This window comes from Streptomyces sp. NPDC001604, assembly GCF_042893475.1.
Taxonomy (GTDB): domain Bacteria; phylum Actinomycetota; class Actinomycetes; order Streptomycetales; family Streptomycetaceae; genus Streptomyces.
Window position 1 is genome coordinate 21,980 of record NZ_JBIAUY010000001.1, and the last position, 21,613, is coordinate 43,592.

At 70.6% G+C, this 21,613-nt stretch carries 20 protein-coding genes; 6 read left to right on the forward strand and 14 right to left on the reverse strand.

The annotated features are described in order from the left end of the window. The first annotated feature begins 89 nt into the window (after positions 1–89). Entirely contained in the window at positions 90–869 is a 780-nt protein-coding gene (locus ACFY1E_RS00120) for an alpha/beta hydrolase (RefSeq protein ID WP_389069532.1), read from the forward strand. Then, positions 862–1,428, forward strand: coding sequence for a hypothetical protein (locus ACFY1E_RS00125; RefSeq protein ID WP_389069533.1), 567 nt, complete (start codon positions 862–864; stop codon positions 1,426–1,428). The genes ACFY1E_RS00120 and ACFY1E_RS00125 overlap by 8 nt, the downstream gene beginning before the upstream one ends. Positions 1,429–1,594: 166 nt before the next feature. Here the strand turns inward: ACFY1E_RS00125 and ACFY1E_RS00130 are convergent, their stop codons facing one another. The 6 genes from ACFY1E_RS00130 to ACFY1E_RS00155 form a co-directional block, all read right to left on the reverse strand. Next, positions 1,595–2,341, reverse strand: coding sequence for an endonuclease/exonuclease/phosphatase family protein (locus ACFY1E_RS00130; RefSeq protein ID WP_389069535.1), 747 nt, complete (start codon positions 2,339–2,341; stop codon positions 1,595–1,597). A 128-nt stretch (positions 2,342–2,469) separates the two neighbouring features. Next, a complete protein-coding gene (locus ACFY1E_RS00135; protein WP_389069538.1) occupies positions 2,470–3,423 on the reverse strand; it encodes an ROK family glucokinase in 954 nt (317 codons plus the stop codon). 133 nt (positions 3,424–3,556) lie between these two features. Next, on the reverse strand, positions 3,557–4,057 hold the full coding sequence (locus ACFY1E_RS00140) for a DUF5304 domain-containing protein (RefSeq protein WP_389069541.1): 501 nt from the start codon (positions 4,055–4,057) through the stop codon (positions 3,557–3,559). Between the two features lie 57 nt (positions 4,058–4,114). After that, positions 4,115–5,287 (reverse strand): ArsA family ATPase, encoded by a 1,173-nt coding sequence (locus tag ACFY1E_RS00145; RefSeq protein ID WP_389069543.1) that lies wholly within the window; start codon positions 5,285–5,287, stop codon positions 4,115–4,117. A gap of 56 nt (positions 5,288–5,343) precedes the next feature. Continuing rightward, positions 5,344–5,787: an SRPBCC family protein gene (locus ACFY1E_RS00150; protein WP_389069545.1), complete on the reverse strand. Its 444-nt coding sequence runs from the start codon at positions 5,785–5,787 to the stop codon at positions 5,344–5,346. A 352-nt stretch (positions 5,788–6,139) separates the two neighbouring features. Further along, positions 6,140–6,895, reverse strand: a complete 756-nt coding sequence (locus ACFY1E_RS00155) for a metallophosphoesterase (protein ID WP_389071537.1) — start codon at positions 6,893–6,895, stop codon at positions 6,140–6,142. A 337-nt stretch (positions 6,896–7,232) separates the two neighbouring features. On the opposite strand from ACFY1E_RS00155, the gene ACFY1E_RS00160 reads away from it, so the two are divergent. Further along, complete coding sequence (locus ACFY1E_RS00160; protein WP_389069547.1) at positions 7,233–9,029, forward strand: AMP-dependent synthetase/ligase; 1,797 nt, start codon at positions 7,233–7,235, stop codon at positions 9,027–9,029. A 22-nt stretch (positions 9,030–9,051) separates the two neighbouring features. On the opposite strand, the gene ACFY1E_RS00165 is transcribed toward ACFY1E_RS00160, so the two are convergent. Then, the gene (locus ACFY1E_RS00165) at positions 9,052–10,638 is read right to left on the reverse strand and encodes a GMC oxidoreductase (RefSeq protein WP_389069550.1); all 1,587 of its coding nucleotides are present in this window, start codon (positions 10,636–10,638) and stop codon (positions 9,052–9,054) included. Positions 10,639–10,835: 197 nt separating this feature from the next. Then, a complete protein-coding gene (locus ACFY1E_RS00170; protein WP_389069552.1) occupies positions 10,836–11,978 on the reverse strand; it encodes a glycosyltransferase family 4 protein in 1,143 nt (380 codons plus the stop codon). Positions 11,979–12,105: 127 nt separating this feature from the next. On the opposite strand from ACFY1E_RS00170, the gene ACFY1E_RS00175 reads away from it, so the two are divergent. Next, positions 12,106–13,341: a glycosyltransferase 87 family protein gene (locus tag ACFY1E_RS00175; RefSeq protein WP_389069553.1), complete on the forward strand. Its 1,236-nt coding sequence runs from the start codon at positions 12,106–12,108 to the stop codon at positions 13,339–13,341. A 21-nt stretch (positions 13,342–13,362) separates the two neighbouring features. Here ACFY1E_RS00175 and ACFY1E_RS00180 read toward each other — a convergent pair whose 3' ends face one another. The 5 genes from ACFY1E_RS00180 to ACFY1E_RS00200 all read right to left on the reverse strand — a co-directional run bounded on the left by ACFY1E_RS00180 (position 13,363) and on the right by ACFY1E_RS00200 (position 18,915). After that, complete coding sequence (locus tag ACFY1E_RS00180; protein ID WP_389069556.1) at positions 13,363–14,553, reverse strand: hypothetical protein; 1,191 nt, start codon at positions 14,551–14,553, stop codon at positions 13,363–13,365. 32 nt (positions 14,554–14,585) lie between these two features. Next, positions 14,586–15,602 carry an NlpC/P60 family protein gene (locus ACFY1E_RS00185; protein ID WP_389069558.1) on the reverse strand — a complete coding sequence of 339 codons (1,017 nt, stop codon included), beginning with the start codon at positions 15,600–15,602 and terminating at the stop codon, positions 14,586–14,588. Positions 15,603–16,027: 425 nt separating this feature from the next. Next, positions 16,028–17,062: an NlpC/P60 family protein gene (locus ACFY1E_RS00190; protein WP_389069561.1), complete on the reverse strand. Its 1,035-nt coding sequence runs from the start codon at positions 17,060–17,062 to the stop codon at positions 16,028–16,030. Between the two features lie 236 nt (positions 17,063–17,298). Then, positions 17,299–18,642: an NYN domain-containing protein gene (locus ACFY1E_RS00195; protein ID WP_389069563.1), complete on the reverse strand. Its 1,344-nt coding sequence runs from the start codon at positions 18,640–18,642 to the stop codon at positions 17,299–17,301. Positions 18,643–18,675: 33 nt separating this feature from the next. Next, on the reverse strand, positions 18,676–18,915 hold the full coding sequence (locus ACFY1E_RS00200; protein ID WP_009309707.1) for a hypothetical protein: 240 nt from the start codon (positions 18,913–18,915) through the stop codon (positions 18,676–18,678). 165 nt (positions 18,916–19,080) lie between these two features. Here ACFY1E_RS00200 and ACFY1E_RS00205 point away from each other — a divergent pair, with 165 nt between their 5' ends. Further along, positions 19,081–19,815, forward strand: coding sequence for a rhomboid family intramembrane serine protease (locus ACFY1E_RS00205; RefSeq protein WP_389069566.1), 735 nt, complete (start codon positions 19,081–19,083; stop codon positions 19,813–19,815). Beyond that, entirely contained in the window at positions 19,812–20,093 is a 282-nt protein-coding gene (locus tag ACFY1E_RS00210) for an Lrp/AsnC family transcriptional regulator (protein ID WP_099928230.1), read from the forward strand. The genes ACFY1E_RS00205 and ACFY1E_RS00210 overlap by 4 nt, the downstream gene beginning before the upstream one ends. Positions 20,094–20,207: 114 nt before the next feature. Here ACFY1E_RS00210 and ACFY1E_RS00215 read toward each other — a convergent pair whose 3' ends face one another. Beyond that, positions 20,208–21,569 carry an aminotransferase class V-fold PLP-dependent enzyme gene (locus ACFY1E_RS00215; protein WP_389069569.1) on the reverse strand — a complete coding sequence of 454 codons (1,362 nt, stop codon included), beginning with the start codon at positions 21,567–21,569 and terminating at the stop codon, positions 20,208–20,210. Between the last annotated feature and the right edge of the window lie 44 nt (positions 21,570–21,613).

Here is a 21,613-nt window from a genome sequence, read left to right on the forward strand (position 1 = left end):
AAGGATCCGACGACCCTGGTCGGTGTCAGTGCGGTCGCGTACGGTGAAGCACCTGGACTTCACGTCACTCTCATGAACAGGAGACCGAAGTGCCGGTCCTTCCTGGAGCCGAGCCGTACCGCCACGAGGGCGGGGAGGTCGGCGTCCTGCTCTGCCACGGCTTCACCGGTTCCCCCCAGTCGCTGCGCCCCTGGGCCGAGTATCTCGCCCAGCACGGCCTCACGGTCTCACTGCCGCTGCTGCCCGGGCACGGCACCCGCTGGGAGGACATGCAGCTCACCGGCTGGCAGGACTGGTACGCCGAGGTGGACCGCGAGCTGCGGTCCCTGCGCGAGCGCTGCAGCGAGGTGTTCGTGGCCGGCCTGTCCATGGGCGGCACCCTGGCACTGCGTCTGGCGGCGAAGCACGGGGAGGCGGTCGCCGGAGTGGTGGTCGTCAACCCGGCGAACCGCATGCACGGCTTTTCCCCGTACGCCCTTCCCGTGGCCCGCCATCTCGTGCGCACGACGAAGGGGATCGCCAGCGACATCGCGAAGGAGGGCAGCGCCGAGCTGGGGTACGACCGGGTTCCGCTGCACGCGGCGCACTCCCTGCGCAACTTCTTCCGGCTGGTCGACGGCGAGCTTCCGCAGGTCACACAGCCGCTGCTGGTGCTGCGCAGCCCGCAGGACCATGTCGTGCCGCCGGCCGACTCGGCGCGGATCCTCGGCCGGGTCTCATCGAGGGACGTGACGGAGATACTGCTGGAACAGAGCTACCACGTGGCGACGTTGGACCACGATGCGGACCGGATTTTCGAAGAGAGCCTCGCGTTCATCGGCCGGCTCGCACCCAGTGTCGGCAAGGAAGGGACGGCCGCAGGTGGCTGAGCACGACTCGGACCGCGAGGACCGCGAGCCGGAGGAGCAGGGCGTCCCCTTCGACGAGGATGCCGCGTGGGCCGCGATCGTCGCCGGCTACGGCGAGGAGCCGAAGGACCCACCGGGCACCAAGCCGTTCAAGTCGATCGAGGACCTGGCGCTGCTCGAGCCGGAGACCAACGACGACTCCCAGGGTGAGGCGCCGAAGCAGGAGAAGCCGAAGAAGCCGCTGGGCGGCTCCGTCTCCTTCGCACCCGGCGTCGGACCGCGCGACTACACGGCCGCCGAGCCGTCCGAGGACGACTTCGACGAGGACGACGAGGGCCACTTCGTCCCGCCGGAGCCGCCGCCGCTGCCCACCGCCGACGCGACCGCGAAGTTCGCCTGGCTGGGCGTGATCGGCGGCCCGATCCTGCTCCTGCTGGCGGTGCTGTTCGGCTGGGACATGACCTGGTGGCTGGCCACGCTCGGCATCGGCGGCTTCCTGGGCGGTTTCGCCACGCTGGTGATGCGGATGAGGACGGACGACGAGGACGACGACGATCCGGGGCGCGGAGCCGTCGTCTGACCAGCGGGGACATCGCCGGCAGGGATCTTGAGGGCGGCCAGGACCGGAAAGTGGTCCGTGGCCGCCCTCAGGGCAGTACCTCTCAACGCCACCCTCGCACTGCTCGGCCCCAGGGGGCCTCACAGGCTTCGGGCGGCTGCGCCGGACTCCGTCCGGCAGGTGTGTTTCAGGCCGCGGGCACGCGAAGTGCGGCAAGCACGGGCAGGTGATCCGTCGCCCTGTTGAGGTCGGTCTCGGCCACCCCGGGATGACCCAGCGGGACACCGCAGCCGAGCACCTCGATGCCCTTGGTGGCGAAGATCGCGTCGATGCGCTGGTACGGGGTCACGGGCGTCGAGGTGTACTCGCTGCCCCAGGGGGAGGTGGCCCAGCAGTCCTGCAGGCTGTCGGCGAGGCGGCTGAAGGTGCGGCCGGTGGGGCGGTCGTTGAGGTCGCCGCCCGCGATCGCGTGCTCCACGCCGAGGCCGGCCAGGCGGTCGAGGAGCATGCCGCCCTGCTCGTACCGCTCGTCCGCCTGCAGGGAGAGGTGGTAGCTGACCACACCGAGGCGGGCGCCGCCGAAGCGGACGACCGCGGTGGCGAAGCCGCGGCGGTGCAGGCCGGGGGTGAGCGGGAGGAGGACGTCCTCCGTGCGCTCGACGGTTGCCCGGAGCGTGCAGAGGATCGCCGGGCCGGAGGCGGTGGCACCTCCGGTGAGGATGACTTGGCCTGCGGCCGATGCGAGACGGGACAGTTTCTTGCGCCAGCGGAAGAAGCGGGGGGCTTCCTGGATGAGGACCAGGTCGGGGGCGCAGGCGGTGATCACCCTGGCCAGGGCGTCCGTGTCGTCGCGCATCGAGCGGATGTTGTAGCTGAGGACTCGGATGACGGCTGAACCGTCCGGTTCCGTGTGGGAGTTGGGCAGCAGCTCCATGTGGATCAATCTACGCCCAATGGGCCGGGGCGCGAGGTTTGTGGGCGACTGCCGGTCGTCTGTGGCTTGTCGCGCAGTTCCCCGCGCCCCTTGAAAACGCGTCCTCACCGCACCTTGAAAGGTGGCCCTCACATGATCGGGTCGGGCTCTCGCGCCAGGTCTGCCGCGCCTACCAGGCCCGCCTTGTTGCCCAGCTGGGCGGCGATGACCTCGGCCACCGGGCGCCAGTTGCCGCCCACCAGCCAGCGCTTGTAGGACTTGCGGATCGGGTCGAGGACCAGTTCGCCCTCGTCCGAGAGGCCGCCGCCGACGATGAAGGCGGAGGGGTCGAAGAGGGAGGCCAGGTCGGCGAGGCCCGCGCCGGCCCAGCGGGCGAGTTCGCGGTAGGAGTCGACGGCGACCGGGTCGCCCTGGCGGGCGGCCATGGAGATGTGCTTGCCCTCGATGCCGTCGGGGGTGCCGTCACCGAGGCCGAGCAGGATCTCGGCGTTCTCGGGGGTGGCGTTGGCGCGCTGCTTGGCGTATCTGACGAGGGCGCGCCCGGAGGCGTACTGCTCCCAGCAGCCCTGCGAGCCGCAGCCGCACAGCAGGCCGTCCGGCACCATGCGGATGTGGCCGAACTCGGCGGCCACGCCGTAGTGGCCGCGGCGCAGCTTGTTGCCGATGATGATGCCGCCGCCGAGGCCGGTGCCGAGGGTGATGCAGATGACGTTGCGGTGCCCCTTGCCCGCGCCGAACTTGTACTCGCCCCAGGCGGCCGCGTTGGCGTCGTTCTCCACGACGACCGGGAGGCCCACCCGGGCCTCGACCTTGGCCTTCAGCGGCTCGTTGCGCCAGTCGATGTTGGGCGCGAAGTAGACCTCCGAGCGCTGGCGGTTGACGTAACCGGCCGCACCGATGCCCACGCCCACGATCTCGTGCCCGGCGTGCGCGCCCTCCACTGCGGAGGCGATGGCGTCCACGATCGCCTCGGGCGTGCCCGGGGTCGGCACCTTGTGCGTCGAGAGGATGTTGCCTTCCTCATCGACCACGCCGGCCGCGATCTTGGTGCCGCCGATGTCGACGCCGATGGTGAGTCCCATGAATCCCTCAGTTTCGGTCGAGCCCCGCTACGGCCAACCGTACCCGAGGCCCTGGCGCCAAGGCCTCGACGTCCAATCGCTGGGCAGCCGGGGACCCGGGCGGCGAGGCCCGGCGAGGGGTGCGAGGGAGGGGTCAGTCCAGGTCGATGCGTTGTCCGGGGCCGGTGCCGCCCTCGTCGCCGTCCCGGCGCTCGTCCAGGTCCTTGTGCAGGTCCGTCGTACGGCTCGTCCAGCGCTGTTCCTGGGCCTGGACCGCGGAGCGGTAGGCGGCGAGCAGTTCGTTGCCCGCGGCGGCGAGGTGGTCGAAGACGTCCGGGTTGCGTTCGATGACGGGTTCGACCGCGGCCTTCGCCTGCTGGACGACCTGCTTCACCACCTGCTGGGCGGCCGGTCCGGCGACGGAGCCGAGCAGCGGCGACTGGATCGACGACAGCTTCTCCGAGACGGCGTCGACGAGCTTGCGCAGTTCCTCACCGGCCGAGATCGGCGGCTGGCCGTACTCTGCGCGGCGGCGGGCCTTCTCCGCCGCGAGGTCCTCGGCGCACGCCTTCGCCCAGGCGTCGGCGTCGGTCGCCCGCACCTCGTCGACCACCTCGTGATTGCCGGCGTCGGACGGGGGGCGCTCTTCGCTCATGACGACCTCCTGACTACGGTTCGTCTCTACGACGTTACCCGAATGGGCGTAGGTGGTTCACGGCCTGTCCGGCCACAGATCCGGGTCGGGCACGAACCGGATGCGCAGTTCGCCCTCCCGCAGCGCGGCCCCGTCGACGGTGCAGCGGCGCAGCACGGACGGCAGCGGGACGATACGGCGGAACTGGCCTGCCGCGACGACGAGTTCGTCGCCGCGCCGGATGAGGTCCAGGTCGTCGCGTATGGCGCCGGGCAGGGGGAGGTGCCACACGAGCACGCCGTCGTCGGCGAGCCGGTCGGCGACGGGCCACTCGACGGTGGAGGTCGTGCCGTTGACGTCCAGGGTGCCGGGGACGGCGAGCGCGGCGAGGTCGTCCGTGCCGCGCGGGTCGCGGCCCAGGTGGGCGACGGTCCGGACGTCGTACGGCTCCTGCCACTCCTCCAGGACCTTGCGCTGCTGGGCGACGAGCCCGGCGAGCCAGCCGTTCGCCTCGGGCAGCACCCGGTTGGCGACCAGGACGTCGGTGCGCAGCCCGCGCAGGGCGAGGGCGAGGCCGGCGGAGTGCACGGCGTCGGCACCGGCCGGCCCGGGTTCGGCGACCAGCCGTACGACGGTGTTCGGGTCGGCGAGGACCGCCTCGACGGCGCCGAGTTCCGTGTCCCAGCGGGCGGCCGTCTCGTACAGCCACTCGGAGGGCATGGGGACCCCGGCGAGCCGTCCGAGAACGGGCCGCAGGGCCCGGGCCGCCTGCCGCTCGGGCGGCAGCAGCCGGCGCAGATAGCGGCGCAGCTCTTCGGGCAGGGCGAGCAGGGCGAGCGCCTGCGGGGTCGGCGGCAGATCGACGACCAGCAGGTCATGTGCCTCCGCGAGAGCCGCGTCCCGCAGGGCTCGCAGCAGATTCAGCTCCTCGGCGCCGGGAAGGGGGGTGACCTCCTCGGCATCCAGCCGGGAGGCCCCGAGCAGATCGAGGACGTTGGCCGCACGTTCCTGAAAAGCACTGAGGTCATCCCGGAAACCGGCAGCGGCGTCGGGGCGCCAGGCGGTGAGGTTCGGGGCGACGGTGACCGGGGCCGGTCCCGTCGCCGCCCCGAGCACAGCCCCCAGGGTGTCAGTGCGGTCGGCACTGAGAACGAGGGTGCGGGTGCCGTTGCCGGCGGCCCGCAGGGCGGTCGCGGCGGCAACGGTCGTACGCCCGGAACCGCCAGGGCCAGTGATCAGGATGGTGCGCATGAGGCTGAACGGTAACCGAGACCCCGCAAGCCGGACGCACCCCTACGGCGGGACCCCTACTTCTCCCCCGACTCCACCCGCTTCTTCAGCCCGGCCAAGGCCCGGTCGATGATGACCTTCTCGGCCTTCCGCTTGATCATCCCGAGCATCGGGATCTTGACGTCCACCGTCAGCTGATACGTGACCTCGGTCGCCCCCGCCCCCACTGCCTTCAAGATGTACGACCCGTCGAGCGCCCGCAGCATCTGCGACTTGACCAGGGTCCAGGAGACCGAGTTCTCACCGGTCCAGGTGTACGCCAGCACCTGGTCGTCCTTGATCGCGCCGGCGTCCATGACGAGGCGGACCTGCTCGGCGCGGCCCTGGGCGTCGGTCTCGAGGACCTCGGCCTCCTTCACCTCACCGGTCCAGTCCGGGTAGCGGGCGAAGTCTGCGATCACCCCCATGACATCGGCCGGTGCCGCCTCGATCGTGATGCTCGAGCTGGTGTGTTCCGCCATCGCCGTGGCTCCTCCAGATGCGGGCCGGTAAAGAGGTCGTCGTGCGCACGGTGCGCGCAGCGTGAAGGCTACCGCGCACGTGAGCGCCCGCCTTCACCCCCACCTGCGTCAGGGCCTGCCTTTCGGGCCAGCCCGGCGTCGCGGGCCCCGGCACGCGCTCCCCCACTGCCTTAAGGGCGTGGGGGACCCCCAGCGGCGTTGTCGTCACTCGCCGACGCTCCGCGTCGCCCGCCGCGGCAGCGGCTGATGTCACAGCCTCCTCCGCCTTGCAGCTGCACGCACCAGACCCCGCTCGGGGCGGCCGAGAAGCACCGTCTCCCAAGGCCGACCTGGCCCGAAAGACAGGCCCTATTCACCATTCAAGCGCCCAGGGCTTCCCGGTCCCCGCGAAGTGCCCCACGTTCACGCACTCCGTGGCCCCGATCCGCATGCGCCGCACCAGCGGCTGGTGGACGTGGCCGAACAGTGCGTACCGGGGGCGGGTGCGGCGGATCGCGTCCAGGAGGGCCCGGCTGCCCCGCTCGAAGCGGCGCGCCACCGTGTCGTAGACGAGTTCGGGCACCTCCGGCGGGATGTGGGTGCACAGCACGTCCACCTCGCCGACGGCCTCGATCTTCGCCGCGTACTCCTCGTCGCTGATCTCGTACGGGGTGCGCATCGGGGACTTGAGGCCGCCGCCGACGAAGCCGAAGGTGCGGCCGCCGATCTCCACGCGCTCGCCGTCGAGCACGGTCGTGCCCGGGCCGGCGTACTCCGGCCACAGGGGCGGCATGTCGACATTGCCGTAGGTGGCGTACGTCGGTGTCGGGAAGGCCGCGAACATCTCGGCGTACTGCTTGCGCACCGCCTGCTCGATCGCGAAGGCCCGGTCCGCGCCGATGCCGCCCCACAGCCGGGCCCCGAACTCCCGCGCCTCCTGGAAGCGGCGGGCGGTGCGCAGCTCGACGATGCGGTCGGCGTTCTCCTCGCCGAACAGGTCGGGGAAGATCCCGCGCGAGTGGTCGGCGTAGTCGAGGAAGAGGACCAGGTCGCCCAGACAGATCAGGGCATCGGCGCCCTCGCCGGCCCGCGCCAGGTCACGGGCGTTGCCGTGCACGTCACTGACCACATGGACCCGTGTCCTGCGGTTGCCGGGTGGTGTGGATGCCATGGCGATCAAGGGTAAGCGTGTGGGGTGAACGTGAACAGTGGCGGCCGGTCCTGCCGTTACTGGCCAGTCAGTTAGCGGGTGGACTACCGTACGTAAAGCAACACCAACCCGTGTGACGCAGCGAACATCTCGCCGGGACCCCCTGTCGAAGAAGCCATACCGGCGGGTAACGTCCGGGCAGTCCAGTCGTGCTCAGTATTTCAACCACTGAATCTCTGAGTACCTGCCCGAGCCTTGGACCCACCGTCGCATCACACAACGTCGTGGCGCCGGCGCCTTATTAGGAGCAGCAGTCTTGCGCGAGTTCAGCCTTCCGGCTTTGTACGAGGTCCCTGCGGACGGCAACCTGACCGACATCGTCCGCAGAAACGCCGCGCAGCATCCGGACGTCGCCGTGATCGCCCGCAAGGTGGGCGGCGCCTGGCAGGACGTGACGGCGACCACCTTTCTGGCCGAGGTGCACGCGGCCGCAAAGGGTCTGATCGCCTCCGGTGTCCAGCCCGGCGACCGGGTCGGCCTGATGTCCCGCACCCGCTACGAGTGGACGCTGCTGGACTTCGCGATCTGGAGCGCGGGCGCGGTCACCGTGCCGGTGTACGAGACCAGCTCGCCGGAGCAGGTGCAGTGGATCCTGTCCGACTCGGGCGCCACCGCCATGATCGTCGAGCTGGACGGCCACGCCGCCGCCGTCGAGTCGGTGCGTGAGTCGCTGCCCGCCCTCAAGCACGTCTGGCAGATCGAGGCCGGCGCGATCGAGGAGCTCGGCAACGCCGGCAAGGACGTCACCGACGCCATGGTCGAGGACCGCAGCTCGCTGGCGAAGGCCGACGACCCGGCGACGATCGTCTACACCTCCGGCACCACCGGCCGCCCCAAGGGCTGTGTGCTCACCCACCGCAGCTTCTTCGCCGAGTGCGGCAACATCGTCGAGCGCCTGCGGCCCCTGTTCCGCACCGGCGAGTGTTCCGTCCTGCTCTTCCTGCCCCTCGCGCACGTCTTCGGCCGGCTGGTGCAGATCGCGCCGATGATGGCGCCGATCAAGCTGGGCCTGGTCCCGGACATCAAGAACCTCACCGACGAACTGGCCTCGTTCCGGCCGACGTTGATCCTAGGTGTCCCGCGCGTCTTCGAGAAGGTCTACAACTCGGCGCGCGCCAAGGCGCAGGCGGACGGCAAGGGCAAGATCTTCGACAAGGCGGCGGACACCGCGATCGCGTACAGCCGCGCGCTGGACACGCCGTCCGGCCCGTCGCTCGGCCTGAAGCTCAAGTACAAGACGTTCGACAAGCTCGTCTACAGCAAGCTGCGCGCGGTGCTCGGCGGCCGCGGCGAGTACGCGATCTCCGGTGGCGCCCCGCTGGGCGAGCGCCTGGGCCACTTCTTCCGCGGTATCGGCTTCTCGGTCCTGGAGGGCTACGGCCTGACCGAGTCCTGTGCCGCCACCGCCTTCAACCCCTGGGACCGCCAGAAGATCGGCACGGTCGGCCAGCCGCTGCCCGGTTCGGTGATCCGGATCGCGGACGACGGCGAGGTGCTGCTGCACGGCGAGCACCTGTTCAAGGGGTACTGGAACAACGAGGCGGCGACCGCGGAGGCCCTGGCCGACGGCTGGTTCCACACCGGTGACATCGGCACCCTGGACGAGGACGGCTACCTCAGGATCACCGGCCGCAAGAAGGAGATCATCGTCACCGCGGGCGGCAAGAACGTCGCCCCGGCCGTGATCGAGGACCGCATCCGGGCGCACGCCCTGGTCGCGGAGTGCATGGTGGTGGGCGACGGGCGGCCGTTCGTGGGCGCGCTGGTCACCATCGACGACGAGTTCCTGGGCCGCTGGGCCGCCGAGCACGGCAAGCCGGCGGGTTCCACCGCGGCGTCGCTGCGCGAGGACGCGGACCTGCAGGCCGAGATCCAGTCGGCAATCGACGACGGCAACGCCGCGGTGTCGAAGGCGGAATCGGTGCGGAAGTTCCGCATTCTGTCCTCCCAGTTCACCGAGGAGTCCGGCCACCTGACGCCGTCGCTGAAGCTCAAGCGCAATGTGGTGGCGAAGGACTACGCGGACGAGATCGAGGCGATCTACGCGAAGTAGTACGCCCCGGTCCTACGACGGCTCATGGCGCGGTGTCCTCCACGAGGACCCGCGCCATCGTCCGTTCGGCGAGCGCGGTGATCGTCACGAACGGGTTCACGCCGATCGAGCCCGGCACCAGCGAGCCGTCGGTGACGTACAGCTTCGAATACCCCTTCACCCGGCCGTAGTTGTCGGTCGCCTTGCCGAGGACGCAGCCACCCAGCGGGTGGTAGCAGAAGTCGTCGGCGAAGACCTTGTTCGAGGATCCGAACAGGTCGTAGCGGTAGATCGTGGCGTTGGCCGAGTTGATCCGGTCGAACAGCTTCTTCGCCATGGCGACCGAGACGGCGCTCTGCGCGGCGCTCCAGCCCAGCTTGACCCCACCGGTCGAGGAGTCGTACGTGAAGCTCGCCCGCTCCGGGTTCTTGGTGATCGCCAGATAGAGGCTGACCCAGGTCTCGAACCCGATGGGCAGCGGGGCGATCTCCGCGAAGACCGGGTTGTCGATGTTGGCCCAGTCGTCGATGCCCATGACCGGCATGGTCGACTGGTTGGCGCCGGTGGTGTCCCAGATGTGGTTGGCGCGGCCGAGCATGGTGTTGCCGTTGGTGCCCCAGCCGGCGCCGACGCTGGAGTTCAGCGCGGGCAGGGCGCCCGTGTCCCGGGCCCGGACGAGGAGTTCGGTGGTGCCGAGGCTGCCGCCGCCCAGGAAGAGGTACGTACAGCTGTACTGCTTGGTCTCGACGACCGCGCCGGTGTTGTCGATCCGGTCCGCGGTCAGGGTCCAGCTCCCGTCGCTCGCCCGGCCGATGGCCTTCACCTTCTCCAGGGTGTTGATGGTGACGTTCCCGGTGCCGAGCGCCGAGGCCAGATACGTCTTGTCGAGGCTGCGCTTGCCGTAGTTGTTGCCGTAGATGACCTCCTGCCCGAGCGCGGACCTGGTCGCCGTTCCGGCCGCCTCGCGCTGCATGTAGTCGAAGTCGTACACGTTCGGCACGAAGGTGGTCTCCAGGCCGGTGTTCGCCGCGGCCTTGCGGGAGGTCCGGGTGAACCGGTACCACTCGGTGGACTCGAACCACGTGGGGTCGACGGTGTTCACGCCGAGCATGGAACGGGCCCGCGGGAAGTACGTGCTGTACATCTCGCTCGCGTCCACGGTCGGGAACTGCTCCTTGAAGTACGACTGGAGCGGGGTGACCGCCATGCCGCCGTTGACCAGGGAGCCGCCGCCGACGCCGCGTCCGACGTAGACGGACATGTTGTCGAAGTGCACGCGGTCCAGGGCGCCGGGGTACGGGGTGATGTCCTTGTTGACGACGTCCAGCCACAGGAAGGTGGCCAGCGGGGCCTCGGTGCGGCTGCGGAACCACATGGAGCGCTGGTCCGGGTTGGCGGTGTTGCAGAAGACCTTGCCGTCGGGGCCGGGGGTGTTCCAGAGGCGGCCCATCTCCAGGACGAGGGTGCGGATGCCGGCCTGGCCGAGGCGGAGGGCGGCGACGGCGCCTCCGTAGCCGGAGCCGATGACAATGGCTGGGGCGGTGTCGACTGCGTCGGGCTCGGCTGCGTGGGCGGACTGTAGTCCGATGCGGGTGAGGCCGGCCGCAGCCGCCGTCTGCAGGGCAACCATGCCCAGGATTTGACGTCTCGTCAGCTGATGCTGTATCAGTTTTGCTGTCATGTGCGCAGCATGGGCGGATTTTCGGGTTCCGCCTAGTGGGGTGCCACATATTCGTTGTCGGCGGGTGCGGGTTGTTTGTGGCTTGTCGCGCCCATGCGGCGGAGCCGCAAATCGACACAGCCCCGCGCCCCTGAAGGGGCGCTGTCCTACAGCAAGGCCTTGAGCTGCTCCGCCAGGAGGTCCCAGCGCCACTTCTCCTCGACCCACTCCCTGCCGCGCTCCCCCATCCGCCGCCGCAGTTCCGCATCCCCCAGGAGCGCCACGATCCGGTCGGCTGCCTCCTCGGCGGAGCCGCCCCGCAGCACCCAACCCGTCTCGCCGTCCAGTACGGCGTCGGGGGCGCCGCCCGAGTCTCCCGCGACGACCGGCAGGCCGGTCGCCGAGGCCTCCAGGTACACGATCCCCAGCCCCTCCACGTCCAGCCCGCCCCGCCGGGTCCGGCACGGCATCGCGAAGACGTCTCCGGCGCCGTAGTGGGCGGGCAGCTCGGACCAGGGCACGGCGCCCGTGAAACGCACGGAGTCGGTGACACCGGTCTCGTGGGCCAGTCGGCGCAGGTCCTTCTCGTAGGGGCCGCCGCCGACGATCAGCAGTACCGCCTCCGGCTCGGCGGCCAGGATGCGGGGCATGGCGAGGATCAGGGTGTCCTGGCCCTTGCGTGGCACCAGGCGGGACACGCACACGACCACCGGCCGGTCGGTGAGGCCGAGGCGGGCGCGGACCGCGGCGCCGCCCGACTCCGGGTGGAAGGTCTTCTCGTCGACGCCCGGCGGCAGCTGCACCATCCGCCCGGCCGCCTCAGGGGTCAGGGCGGTGGCGATGCGCGAGCGCGTGTACTCGCCGAGGTAGGTGATCGTGTCCGTGGACTCGCCGATACGGCGCAGCAGCTGCCGGGCGGCCGGCAGCTGCGCCCATCCCGCCTCGTGACCGTGGGTGGTGGCCACCAGCCGCTCGGCGCCCGCCTTGCGCAGGGCCGGCGCCATCAGGCCGAGCGGCGCCGCCGCCCCGAACCACACCGACGTACAGCCGTGCTCCCGGAGCAGCCCGACCGCCCGCCGGGTCGCGCCCGGCGTGGGCAGCAGCATCGTGGTGGCGTCGCGTACGACGGTGAAGGGCTGCTCGGCGTCGAAGGCGGCCGTGGCCTCGATCCCCTCCCGGCTGCGCTTCCAGGTGGATGCGTAGACGACGAGGCGGTCCGGGTCGAGCCGTAGCGCCATGTTGTGCAGAAACGCCTGGATACCGCCCGGGCGGGGCGGGAAGTCGTTCGTCACGATCAGGGTCTTGTGCATCGCCGCCGACCTTATCCAACGGGCGCACACAGCTCGGCACGGCCACGTTTATGGCACGCACACAGCTGCACAGGACATCATGTTCCCCTCAAGACGGGAACGGGAAGCGGACGGAAACGGGGCTCCGGTGGACATTGCGGGTGGAAGGCGGCCCCTTGCGGGACTGCTGGTGACCTGGGGCCTGACCAGGCTGGTGCTGCTGCTGTCCGTCCTCAAGGTGTTCGTCTTCCCCGGGCCGGACGTCACCACCGACGTGTCCGTGATCTACCAGGGCTGGTACGAGACCCTGCGCCACGGCACCTTCCCGCTGGGCGACGTCACCTGGCAGTACCCGCCCGCCGCCGCCCTGCCGATCCTCTCCCCCGCGCTGCTGGGCTTCCTCGACTACGCGACGGCCTTCTTCGCCCTCGCCTGCCTGGCGGACCTGGTCGTCCTGTCGCTGCTCCTGTACGCAGGGCTGCGGCCCGGCAAGACGCTGCGCGGCGCCTGGGTGTGGGTGCTGGGCGTACCGCTGCTCGGTCCGACCGTGTACGCACGCTACGACGTGATGGTCACCGCGGTGGCCGTGGCCGGGCTGCTCGCGGGCGCCCGGCATCCGCGCGTGATGGGCCTCCTGGTGGGCTTCGGGGCGATGCTGAAGGTGTGGCCGGCGCTCCTGCTGGTCGGCGCCCGCAAGCGCTCCACCTGGGCCTGGGCGGCGGCGACCGTGGCCGCGCTGGCGGCGGTGTTCGCGGTGACCATGCCCGGCGCGTTCGCCTTTCTGACCTTCCAGCGCAACCGCGGCACGGAGGTGGAGTCGCTGGGCTCCCTCGTCTTCCACGTCGCCCGGCAGTTCGGCTGGAAGGGCCAGGTGCTGCTGAACTACGGCTCGATCGAATTCCTCGGCCCGTACGTGGGCCTGGTCAGCACTGCGGCCCTGTTCCTGACCGGTGTCGTCTTCGGCTGGCTGCTGCTGTGGCGGCTGATGGCCACGCGGTTCCTGCCGAACACCCTCGCGGATGCGGCCTTCGTCGCGGTGCTGATGTTCACGGTCACCAGCCGGGTGATCAGCCCGCAGTACATGGTGTGGCTGGTGGGTCTCGGGGCCGTCTGCCTGTGCTTCCGGAGCAGCCGGATGCAGGTGCCGGTGGCGCTGGTGGTTGCGGCCGCCTTCGTGACGGTGCTGGAGTTCCCGGTCTGGTTCCTGCACGTCGTCCTGAGCGACACCCTCGGCGTCGCCCTGCTCGTCGTCCGCAACGGCCTGCTGGTCGTCGCCGCCGTGCTCGGGGCCGTGGAACTGTGGCAGTCGACGGTCTCCCGCGAGCCCGTGCCGCCCCTGCCCACGCAGGCCACCCGCACCAGGGAGAACTCGAACTCCTCCTGAGGGGCCTTTGTCCGGCCCGGGTCAGCCGAGTTGCGCCCGGAGGTAGTCCCGCCACTGCCGGGAGAACTTCTCCGATGTCGTCCCCAGCACCTTCTGCAGCGCACCCTCCACCGAGCCCGCCCGCTGCCGGTGGTCGCCGACCGCGCGGTAGAACTGCCGGAGCCGCTCAAGGCTCCACTGCTGCGCGATCAGCCGGCAGGCCATCCAGCCGCCCTCGTAGGCCTGCGCCAGCTTCGTGGCGTCGCCGCTGAAGCCGAAGTCCTTGTCGGTGGGCAGCCGGTCCGGCACCCGCCCCTCGCTCACCGCGCGCGCCAGCTCGGGCGCGGCCTCGGCCGGGGTGCGGCCGGTGCCGAGGTAGCCGATCCAGTCGGCGTACCCCTCGGACAGCCACAGCGGGGTGGCGGCGTTGGTGTGGGCACGGGTGGCGACATGGGTGGTCTCGTGGGTGAGCACGACCTGCTTGCCCAGCGGGCCGAGCAGGGCGTACGCGTCCGGGTTGACGATGATGCGGTCCGCGGGCGCGGTCGGCGGGCCGCCCACCTCGCCGGTGGTGACCGCCGCGATCCCGCGGTACTGGGAGGCGGGCGAGCCGAGCAGCCCCGCCATGCCCTCCACCGACCCCGGCACGAGCACCACCACGTGCCCCGCCCAGTCGCTGCCCCAGGCCGCGGACACGGCGGGCACCGCCCGGTCCGCGAGATCCGCGTAGGAGTGCAGCGCCTCGCTGGACTGCCCGGTGCCGAGAACGATGCTGTGGCCGCCGCGTACGACGGTCACGGCGCCCTGGTCCCACAGCTGCTGGGAGGACTTCCTGGCGGGCCTGTCCGCGTCCACGTACCACTGCCCGTCGCTCTCCCGGGAGAGGGTCAGGGTGCGGCCGACGATGACGGGCGCGTTGTCGTATCCCTCGATGCGGTAGCGCAGTTCGGCGTCGGCGGTGGCTTCGTCGCCGGTGCGGTGCAGGGCGGTCACGCGGTACGACCAGGACGCCAGCGGCACCCCGCGCAGGTTCTCGAACCAGCCCGGCGCACCCGTCTTCAGGAAGGCCGCCCGGTCGCGGTCGAGGACGGCGGTGGACCGCCGGTCGAGGAGCCGCTGCAGATCGGCCCCGGCGCTGCCGCCGGCGGGCTGCCCGCCGCACGCCACCAAAGAGACGAGCAGCAGCACGAGCGCCACCACGGAGAACCTCGACGCCCGCCCACGACCAGCCACTTTCCGATCGTAAGGCCGACAGGGCCGGTTGGTCAGACCCTGGTGACCGAGGACACCGGCAGCATGTCCACCGGGTCGTAGCGCACGGGCGCGCCCGGGTAGGGCGCGTGGATCACCTGGCCGTTGCCCATGTACATCCCGACATGGCTGGCGTCGGAACGGTAGATGACCAGGTCGCCGGGGCGCGCCTCGGAGAGCGGGATCTGCCGGCCGGCGTACGCCTGCTCCTGCGAGGTGCGCGGCAGCTGGACCCCGGCCTGCGCGTACGACCACTGCATCAACCCCGAACAGTCGAAGCCGTAGGGGCCGGTGGCGCCCCACACATACGGCGTGCCGAGCGCGGAGCGGGCGGCGGCCATCGCGGCGGCCGCCCGCGCCGAGGCCGGCATGGCGCTGCCGAGGTCGGGGAAGAGCTCGCCGCGGTCGCCCCGGGAGGCCCGGCCGTAGGCGGCACGCTCCCCGTACGGCAGGGAGTTGAGCAGCCGACGGGCCTCGGCGAGTTTCTTCTCCACGATCCTCTTGTGGGCGGCCACGGCCTTGCGGCTCTTCTCCAGCTCGGCGAGCTTGCCGACCGCTTCGGCGCGCTCCTGGGCGACGTCGCGCATCGAGGTCTGGAGGTCTCTGAGCTCGCCCGCCTGATGGGCGTTGATCCGGTCCAGGACGGAGGCCTTGTCGAGGTAGTCGGACGGGTTGTCGGAGAAGAGCAGCGCGAGGGTCGGGTCGATGCCGCCGGAGCGGTACTGGGCGACGGCCAGCGAACCGAGCGACTCCCGCACGGAGTTGATGCGCTCCTGCTGCCGGGCGATCAGGTCCTGGGCCTCGTGCACCTGCTTCTGCAGCCTGCCTGCGGTTTCGTCGGCCTTGTCGTAGGCCTCGGTCGCCTTCTCGGCCTCCGCGTAGAGGCGGTCCACCTCGGCCCGGGTGTGGTCGTACGGAGCGGCGTCGGCCGGGACGGCACCGAGGGCGGAGGCCGCGGCGGACAGCACACACAAGGCGGTGCCGGCGCCCCGGTTGAACCCGGACGGTGCAGGGCGGCGGTGGGACCTCACGAGTAGCGACGCTCCTTCCATTGCCGGACGCCACCGGCCTCCCCCGGGCTCCGGGGGACACGCGGCAGACATGGACGCCCTCTCCGACCCGGGGGGCGGGAGATTCTGGTCCGCACCGCTTCGCGATGCCACCACGGGTTCCTGTTTCACAGGCCTGAGCCGGCCCGGGTGGGCTGGTCCTACGCGGCCTGAGCAGGCGTGACTTTCCGCCCGTCCGGCGGTAGGTCCGACGACTTCCGTCGAGGGACGCGGCGATGCTAGCCACGCGAGTGCGCGGCGGCCAGCGACGTCTGCGGGCGCACAACGCGACGCCCCGCCTCTGACGCAGGTCATGGGCGGGGCGTGGGGTCAGTGCGGGTTCAGGTAATTCGCCCGTTCGGGCGGACCGGTGTCCTGATCTTGGAACGGATCCTCAGGGGCGCGTGTCAGATCCGGACGCCGAACTGGAACGGCATGTTGTTGATCGACTCGTAGCGCACGGTCGTGCCGGTGCGCGGGGCGTGCAGAACCATGCCGTTGCCCGCGTAGAGGGCGACGTGGTGCAGGTCGCCGTAGAAGAGCACGAGGTCGCCGACCTGGAGCTGGCCCTCGGAGTAGATCCGTGTGCCGGCGTTGGCCTGCGCCTGCGAGGTGCGCGGTATCGAGACGCCGGCCTGGGCGTAGGCCCAGGAGGTCAGGCCCGAGCAGTCGTAGGAGGCGGTGCCGGTGGCGCCGTAGACGTACGGCTTGCCGATCTGGGTCTTGGCTGCGTCGAAGGCCGCCTGGGCCCGGGCGGAGGCGGCGGTCGAGTTGCCGAGGTCCACCCGCTCGCTGGCCGAGCGGCTGGCGCGGGCGTCGGCGGCGGCGAGCGAGGCCCGCTCGGCGGCCGTCAGGGAGTTGAGCAGCTTCTGCGCCTCGGCGAGCTTGCCCTGGATGTCCTTCTTCTTGTTGCCCAGCTCGGTGCGGGTGGCGGCGAGGTCCTTGAGCTTGTCGGAGGCCTCGGCGCGCTCCTGGGCGAGTTCGCGCTGCTTCTCCTGGATCTTCTTCAGCGCCTCGACCTGCTGGGCGCTGAGCTGGTCGGCGGTGGACGCCTTGTCCAGATAGTCGTTCGGGTTCGACGACAGGAAGAGCTGGAGGGACGAGTCGATGGTGCCGGTGCGGTACTGCGCGGCCGCCGCCAGACCGATGGAGTCACGCAGCTGGTTGAGCTCCTCCTGGCCGCGGGCGACGTTGTCCTGGATGGTGGAGATCTCCTTCTGGAGCTTCTCCTGCTTCTCCTTGGCGCCGTTGAACTTCTCGGTGGCCTGCTCGGCCTCCTCGTACAGCTTGTCGACCTTGGCCTTGACCTCGTCCTTGGAGGGCTTCTCGCTCGGCGCGGCATTCGCGGCCTGGGCGCTGATGGCAACAGCGGCAGCAGCTGCGGTGGTGAGCACGGTCACACGAGCCCGGCTCGGCTGCTTCGGTCGACGATGGGACGCCACGGAAGAGGGCTCCTTCTTGTGAGTGATCACCCGCTCGGAGGTTCGAGGCCAGACCTTAGTGACCTTCTTGTGATCACTTCAAATCCTCGCGTGAAAAATCTTAGTGACGCAATGCATTCTTTGCACATAACCCACGTGCGGTGACGCGAGGTTGACGCTACGTTGCGTGACGATTGCGCCAATTCGGGCATTAAACCTAGAAGTTCGACCTTCGGGACAGCGGCCCGGGAAGCGGCTCAGGAGAGCCGCTTCAGGAGCATCGCCGAGGCGATGGGCCGCGCCCCCGCGCGGGCCACCCCGTCGGCCACCTCGCGGTCCGTGGAAGCCACGATGACAGGCCTCCCGGGCGGCTCCGCACGCACCAGCTGGCGGATCAACTCGTCCGCGGTGACGCCCGGTTTGGAGAACAGCACCCGCACTCCGCGCGGCGGCGCCAGCAGCACCGGAGCGGCCAGCTCGGCTCCGTCGAAGACACAGGTGACCTCGGCGCCGGTCTGTGCAGCGAGTTGCGAAAGCTGCCCGAGGAGCCGCAACCGCTGCTTCTCCAGAGGCATTTGGGGATAACCCGTTTTGGTGACGTTGTAACCGTCGACGACCAGGTGCGCCTGCGGCAGCTCCAGCAGCTGGTCCAGGATCGCCGGGTCATTTTCGGACAAAGCGCGCGCGGCGATGTCTTTCGGGGTCATTCGCCCCGGTTCGACGGCATCGACGGTCTCCGCCGGCCGTACGGACACCGGTGGGAGCGCCAGCTCGCGGCGCAGCCCCTGGGCCGCGTCCAGGACGGTGTCCAGAAGCAGGCGCACGCGCATGTCCTCGACACTGCGCCCCTCGCGCGCTGCTCTGCGCGTGGCCTCGAGGGCGGCCTCCGCCTCCCCGAGCCGCGACTTCAGCCGCCGGGACTCGCTCTCCGCGGCGGACACCTGCGCCTGCCCCTCGGCGCGTACGGTCTCGATCTCGCCCTGGATCTTGCGCAGGGCGGCCTCGCCCCGCTTGACGTCGCTGAGGGCCGCTCGCAGCTTGCGGTGCAGCGAGTCGGCCTCCTTCTTGGCGGCGTCCAGCTCGGCACGGAGCCGCTCGGTGTCGGCCCGGGTCTGCTCCCGGGCCCGGTCGAGCTCCGCCCGCAGCCGCTCCAGCTCGGCCCGGCTCTCCTCGTCGGCGCGCTCGGCATCGGCCCGCTGGGCCTCCTCGCCGGCCGCGGTCACGAGCTTCACCCAGCCGGCGGGCCGCAGAACATAGGCCGCGGCCGCCACGTCGAGCGGATCCGCGGCCGGGGGCGGCGAGCCGGAGTCGAGAGCGCCGGTGAGTTCCGGCTGGGCCTCTCTCAGCTTCTCCCCGATGCGCTGCCGGAACAGCGGATCGGTCTCCAGCGCGGCCGCCATCGCGTTGCCGGCGAACTTGGCCCGCCGGTTCGGTGCGAAACGGGCGTACTGCCTGAGCTGTGCGGGCAGTTCGGCGACGGTCAGCCCGCCGAAGCCGTCCGAGACGATCTGGACGACCTTGCGGCGCACTCCGTCGGGCAGCGGACGGTCAAGCACCTCGGCGGTGCCGTCGTCCGGCCCCCCGCCTGTGGTCTCCACCATCCGTCACACCCCATTACCTGTGGGGCCGCTCCCTCAGGAGTCGGCGCCCGGCCTGTCCACGAGTTCCACCTGATCCACCGCGTTGCACCAGCGACAGCGCACCGACTCGATGGTCTCACTGACCACCTCGCGCTCCTCGACCTTGGGCTCTCCGGCCAGATCGAGGTGGACGTACTCGACCACCTTCGACGAGCGGGTCACGTCGAAACGCGTGAGGTTGCCGCAGAGGGTGCAGCGCCACCGCGTCGTGGCGGTCGGGAGGGGAACCGTCATCGTGCCTGTGCTCTTTCCTTCTAGGCCTTCTATTGTCAGTGACGCCCGAGCTTCCCCGGGCGTGTGGCTCGTAACCCTACGGCCTGGTGCGGACTCGCCGCCCGTCCGTCCACGGCGGCGAGGCGGTCTGTGCGACTGCGTCCCGTTACGTCATGCTCTGTATTCATGATCGGCAAGTGGAGCACGACCGTCGGCAGAGCGATCCGGCGCCCCTCGGCGCCCATGACGCACACGCTGATCGCCCTGTGCTGTCTGCTCTTCGTCACCGGCCCCGCAGCCGGCCTCAATCCGGTCCACGGTTCCGGCGACGCGCTGCTCGCCGCCCAGCGCGCCTACTTCCACCACTGGGGCGTCGTCCCGGCCGAGCTGTTCCAGGGCTCCCCGAGGGCCGCCCTGACCCCCGCCACGGCCCTGTTCGTCCACGGCAGCTGGGTGCACCTGCTCGGCAACATGCTCTTCCTCTACGTCTTCGGGGCGATGACCGAGGAACGGATGGGCCGCGTCCAGTTCACGCTCTTCTACGTCGGCTGCGGCTACCTCGCCCTACTGGGGTACGCGGCGGCCAATGCCACCTCCCAGCAGTCCCTGGTGGGCGCGTCCGGGGCGATCTCGGCGGTCCTGGGCGCGTTTCTCTACCTGTTCCCCGGGGCGCGGGTGACCAGTCTCCTGCCGTTCCTCTTCTTCCTGCCCATGCGTTTCCCCGCCTGGGTCGTGCTGCCCTTCTGGGCGGCCCTGCAGTGGCTGGCGGCCGGGCGCGCGGCGACGGGACCGGGGGTGGCCTATCTGGCTCACCTGGTGGGCTTCGGCCTGGGCTTCGTCTACGCCTGGGTGCGATTCGGCCGTACGACTAGAGTGAGGTCCGCCCCAGCTCCGGCCCCCGAGGGAGAGAACCAGCCGTGATCACCGCGATCGTCCTCATCAAGACCAGCGTGGACCGGATCCCAGAGATCGCGGAGCGGATCGCTTCGCTGGAGAGCGTGAGTGAAGTCTTTTCCGTGACCGGAACGTATGACCTGATCGCGATGGTTCGGGTGAAGCAGCATGAGGATCTTGCCGATGTGATTCCCGGGAGCATCAGCAAGATCCCTGGTGTGGAGGCGACGGATACGCATGTTGCGTTTCGGACGTACTCGCAGCATGACCTGGAGGCTGCGTTTGCCATCGGGTTGGATTCTTGATCGACGCCTAGGCGTCTGCGGGGCGCGGTTCGTGTGCGACTGCGGGCCGTGTGTGGCTGGTCGCGCAGTTCCCCGCGCCCCTAAAAGGGGCGCTGCCCCTGGCGGCGGTCGAGATCAAACCGCCGGGACGCAGCGGCCGTCCTCCGTGCGGTACGTCCACTTCGCGCCGTCCGTCACCAGTTCCTTGACGGCGGTGACGAAGCGCTCGACGTGCTCGTCCGGGGTGCCGGCGCCGAAGCTGACGCGGATGGCGTTGAGGGACTTCTCGCCGGGGGCGGCCTCGGGGGCGCCGCACTCGCCCTGGGTCTGCGGGTCGCTGCCCAGGAGGGTGCGGACCAGCGGGTGGGCGCAGAAGAGGCCGTCGCGGACGCCGATGCCGTACTCGGCGGAGAGCGCGGCGGCGAAGTGCGAGCTGTTCCAGCCCTCGACGACGAAGGAGATCACGCCGACGCGAGGGGCGTCGTCACCGAAGAGGGACAGCACCTTCACCTGCGGCACCTCCGCCAGGCCCGCCCGCACCTTCTCGATCAGGTGCTGCTCGCGGGCGACCAGGGTGTCGAAGCCGGCCTCGGTGAGCGCCTTGCAGGCCGACGCGATGGAGTAGGCGCCGATCACGTTCGGCGAGCCGGCCTCGTGGCGGGCGGCGCTGTCGTGCCACTCCACGTCCACGCCGCCGTCCTCGCGCCGGGTGACCTTGCGGCTGGCGCCGCCGCCCGCGAGATAGGGGTCGGCGGCCTGCAGCCAGTCGGCGCGGCCGGCCAGTACGCCGGAGCCGAAGGGCGCGTACAGCTTGTGGCCGGAGAAGGCGACCCAGTCGACGTCGAGCTCCTGCACGGAGACCGGGTGGTGCGGGGCGAGCTGGGCGGCGTCCAGGACGATACGGGCGCCGTGCGCATGGGCCGCGGCCGCGAGCTCACGCACCGGCCACAGCTCGCCGGTGACGTTCGAGGCGCCGGTGACGCAGACCAGGGCCGGGCCGAAGGGGTCCCGGTCGGCGAGGGCCTTCTCCAGCGTCTCGACGGCCTGCTGCGGGGTGCGCGGGGCGTTGAGGCAGGTGACCCGGGCGTCCTTCCAGGGCAGCAGGGCGGCGTGGTGCTCGGTCTCGAAGACGAAGACCTGGCAGTCGGCCGGCAGGGCCTGCGCCAGCAGGTTGAGGGAGTCCGTGGTCGAGCGGGTGAAGATCAGCTGGTCGTCGGGCCGGCAGTCGAGGAACTCGGCGACCGTCCTGCGGGCGTTCTCGAACAGCTCGGTGGAGAGCTGCGAGAGGTAGCCGGCGCCGCGGTGGACGCTGCCGTAGTAGGGCGCGTACGCCGCGACGTCGTCCCACACCCGCTGGAGGGCCGGCGCGCTGGCCGCGTAGTCGAGCGCCGCATAGGTGACTTCGCCGCCCGTGACGAGCGGGACGGTGACATCCCGACCCAGAACGGGCAGCGGGGCACAAACCGAGGTGGCGGCGGCAGCGGTGGAGACGGACATGGCGGAACTCCCGTGTAAGCAGGTGGAATTCGCCCCGCGAGCGG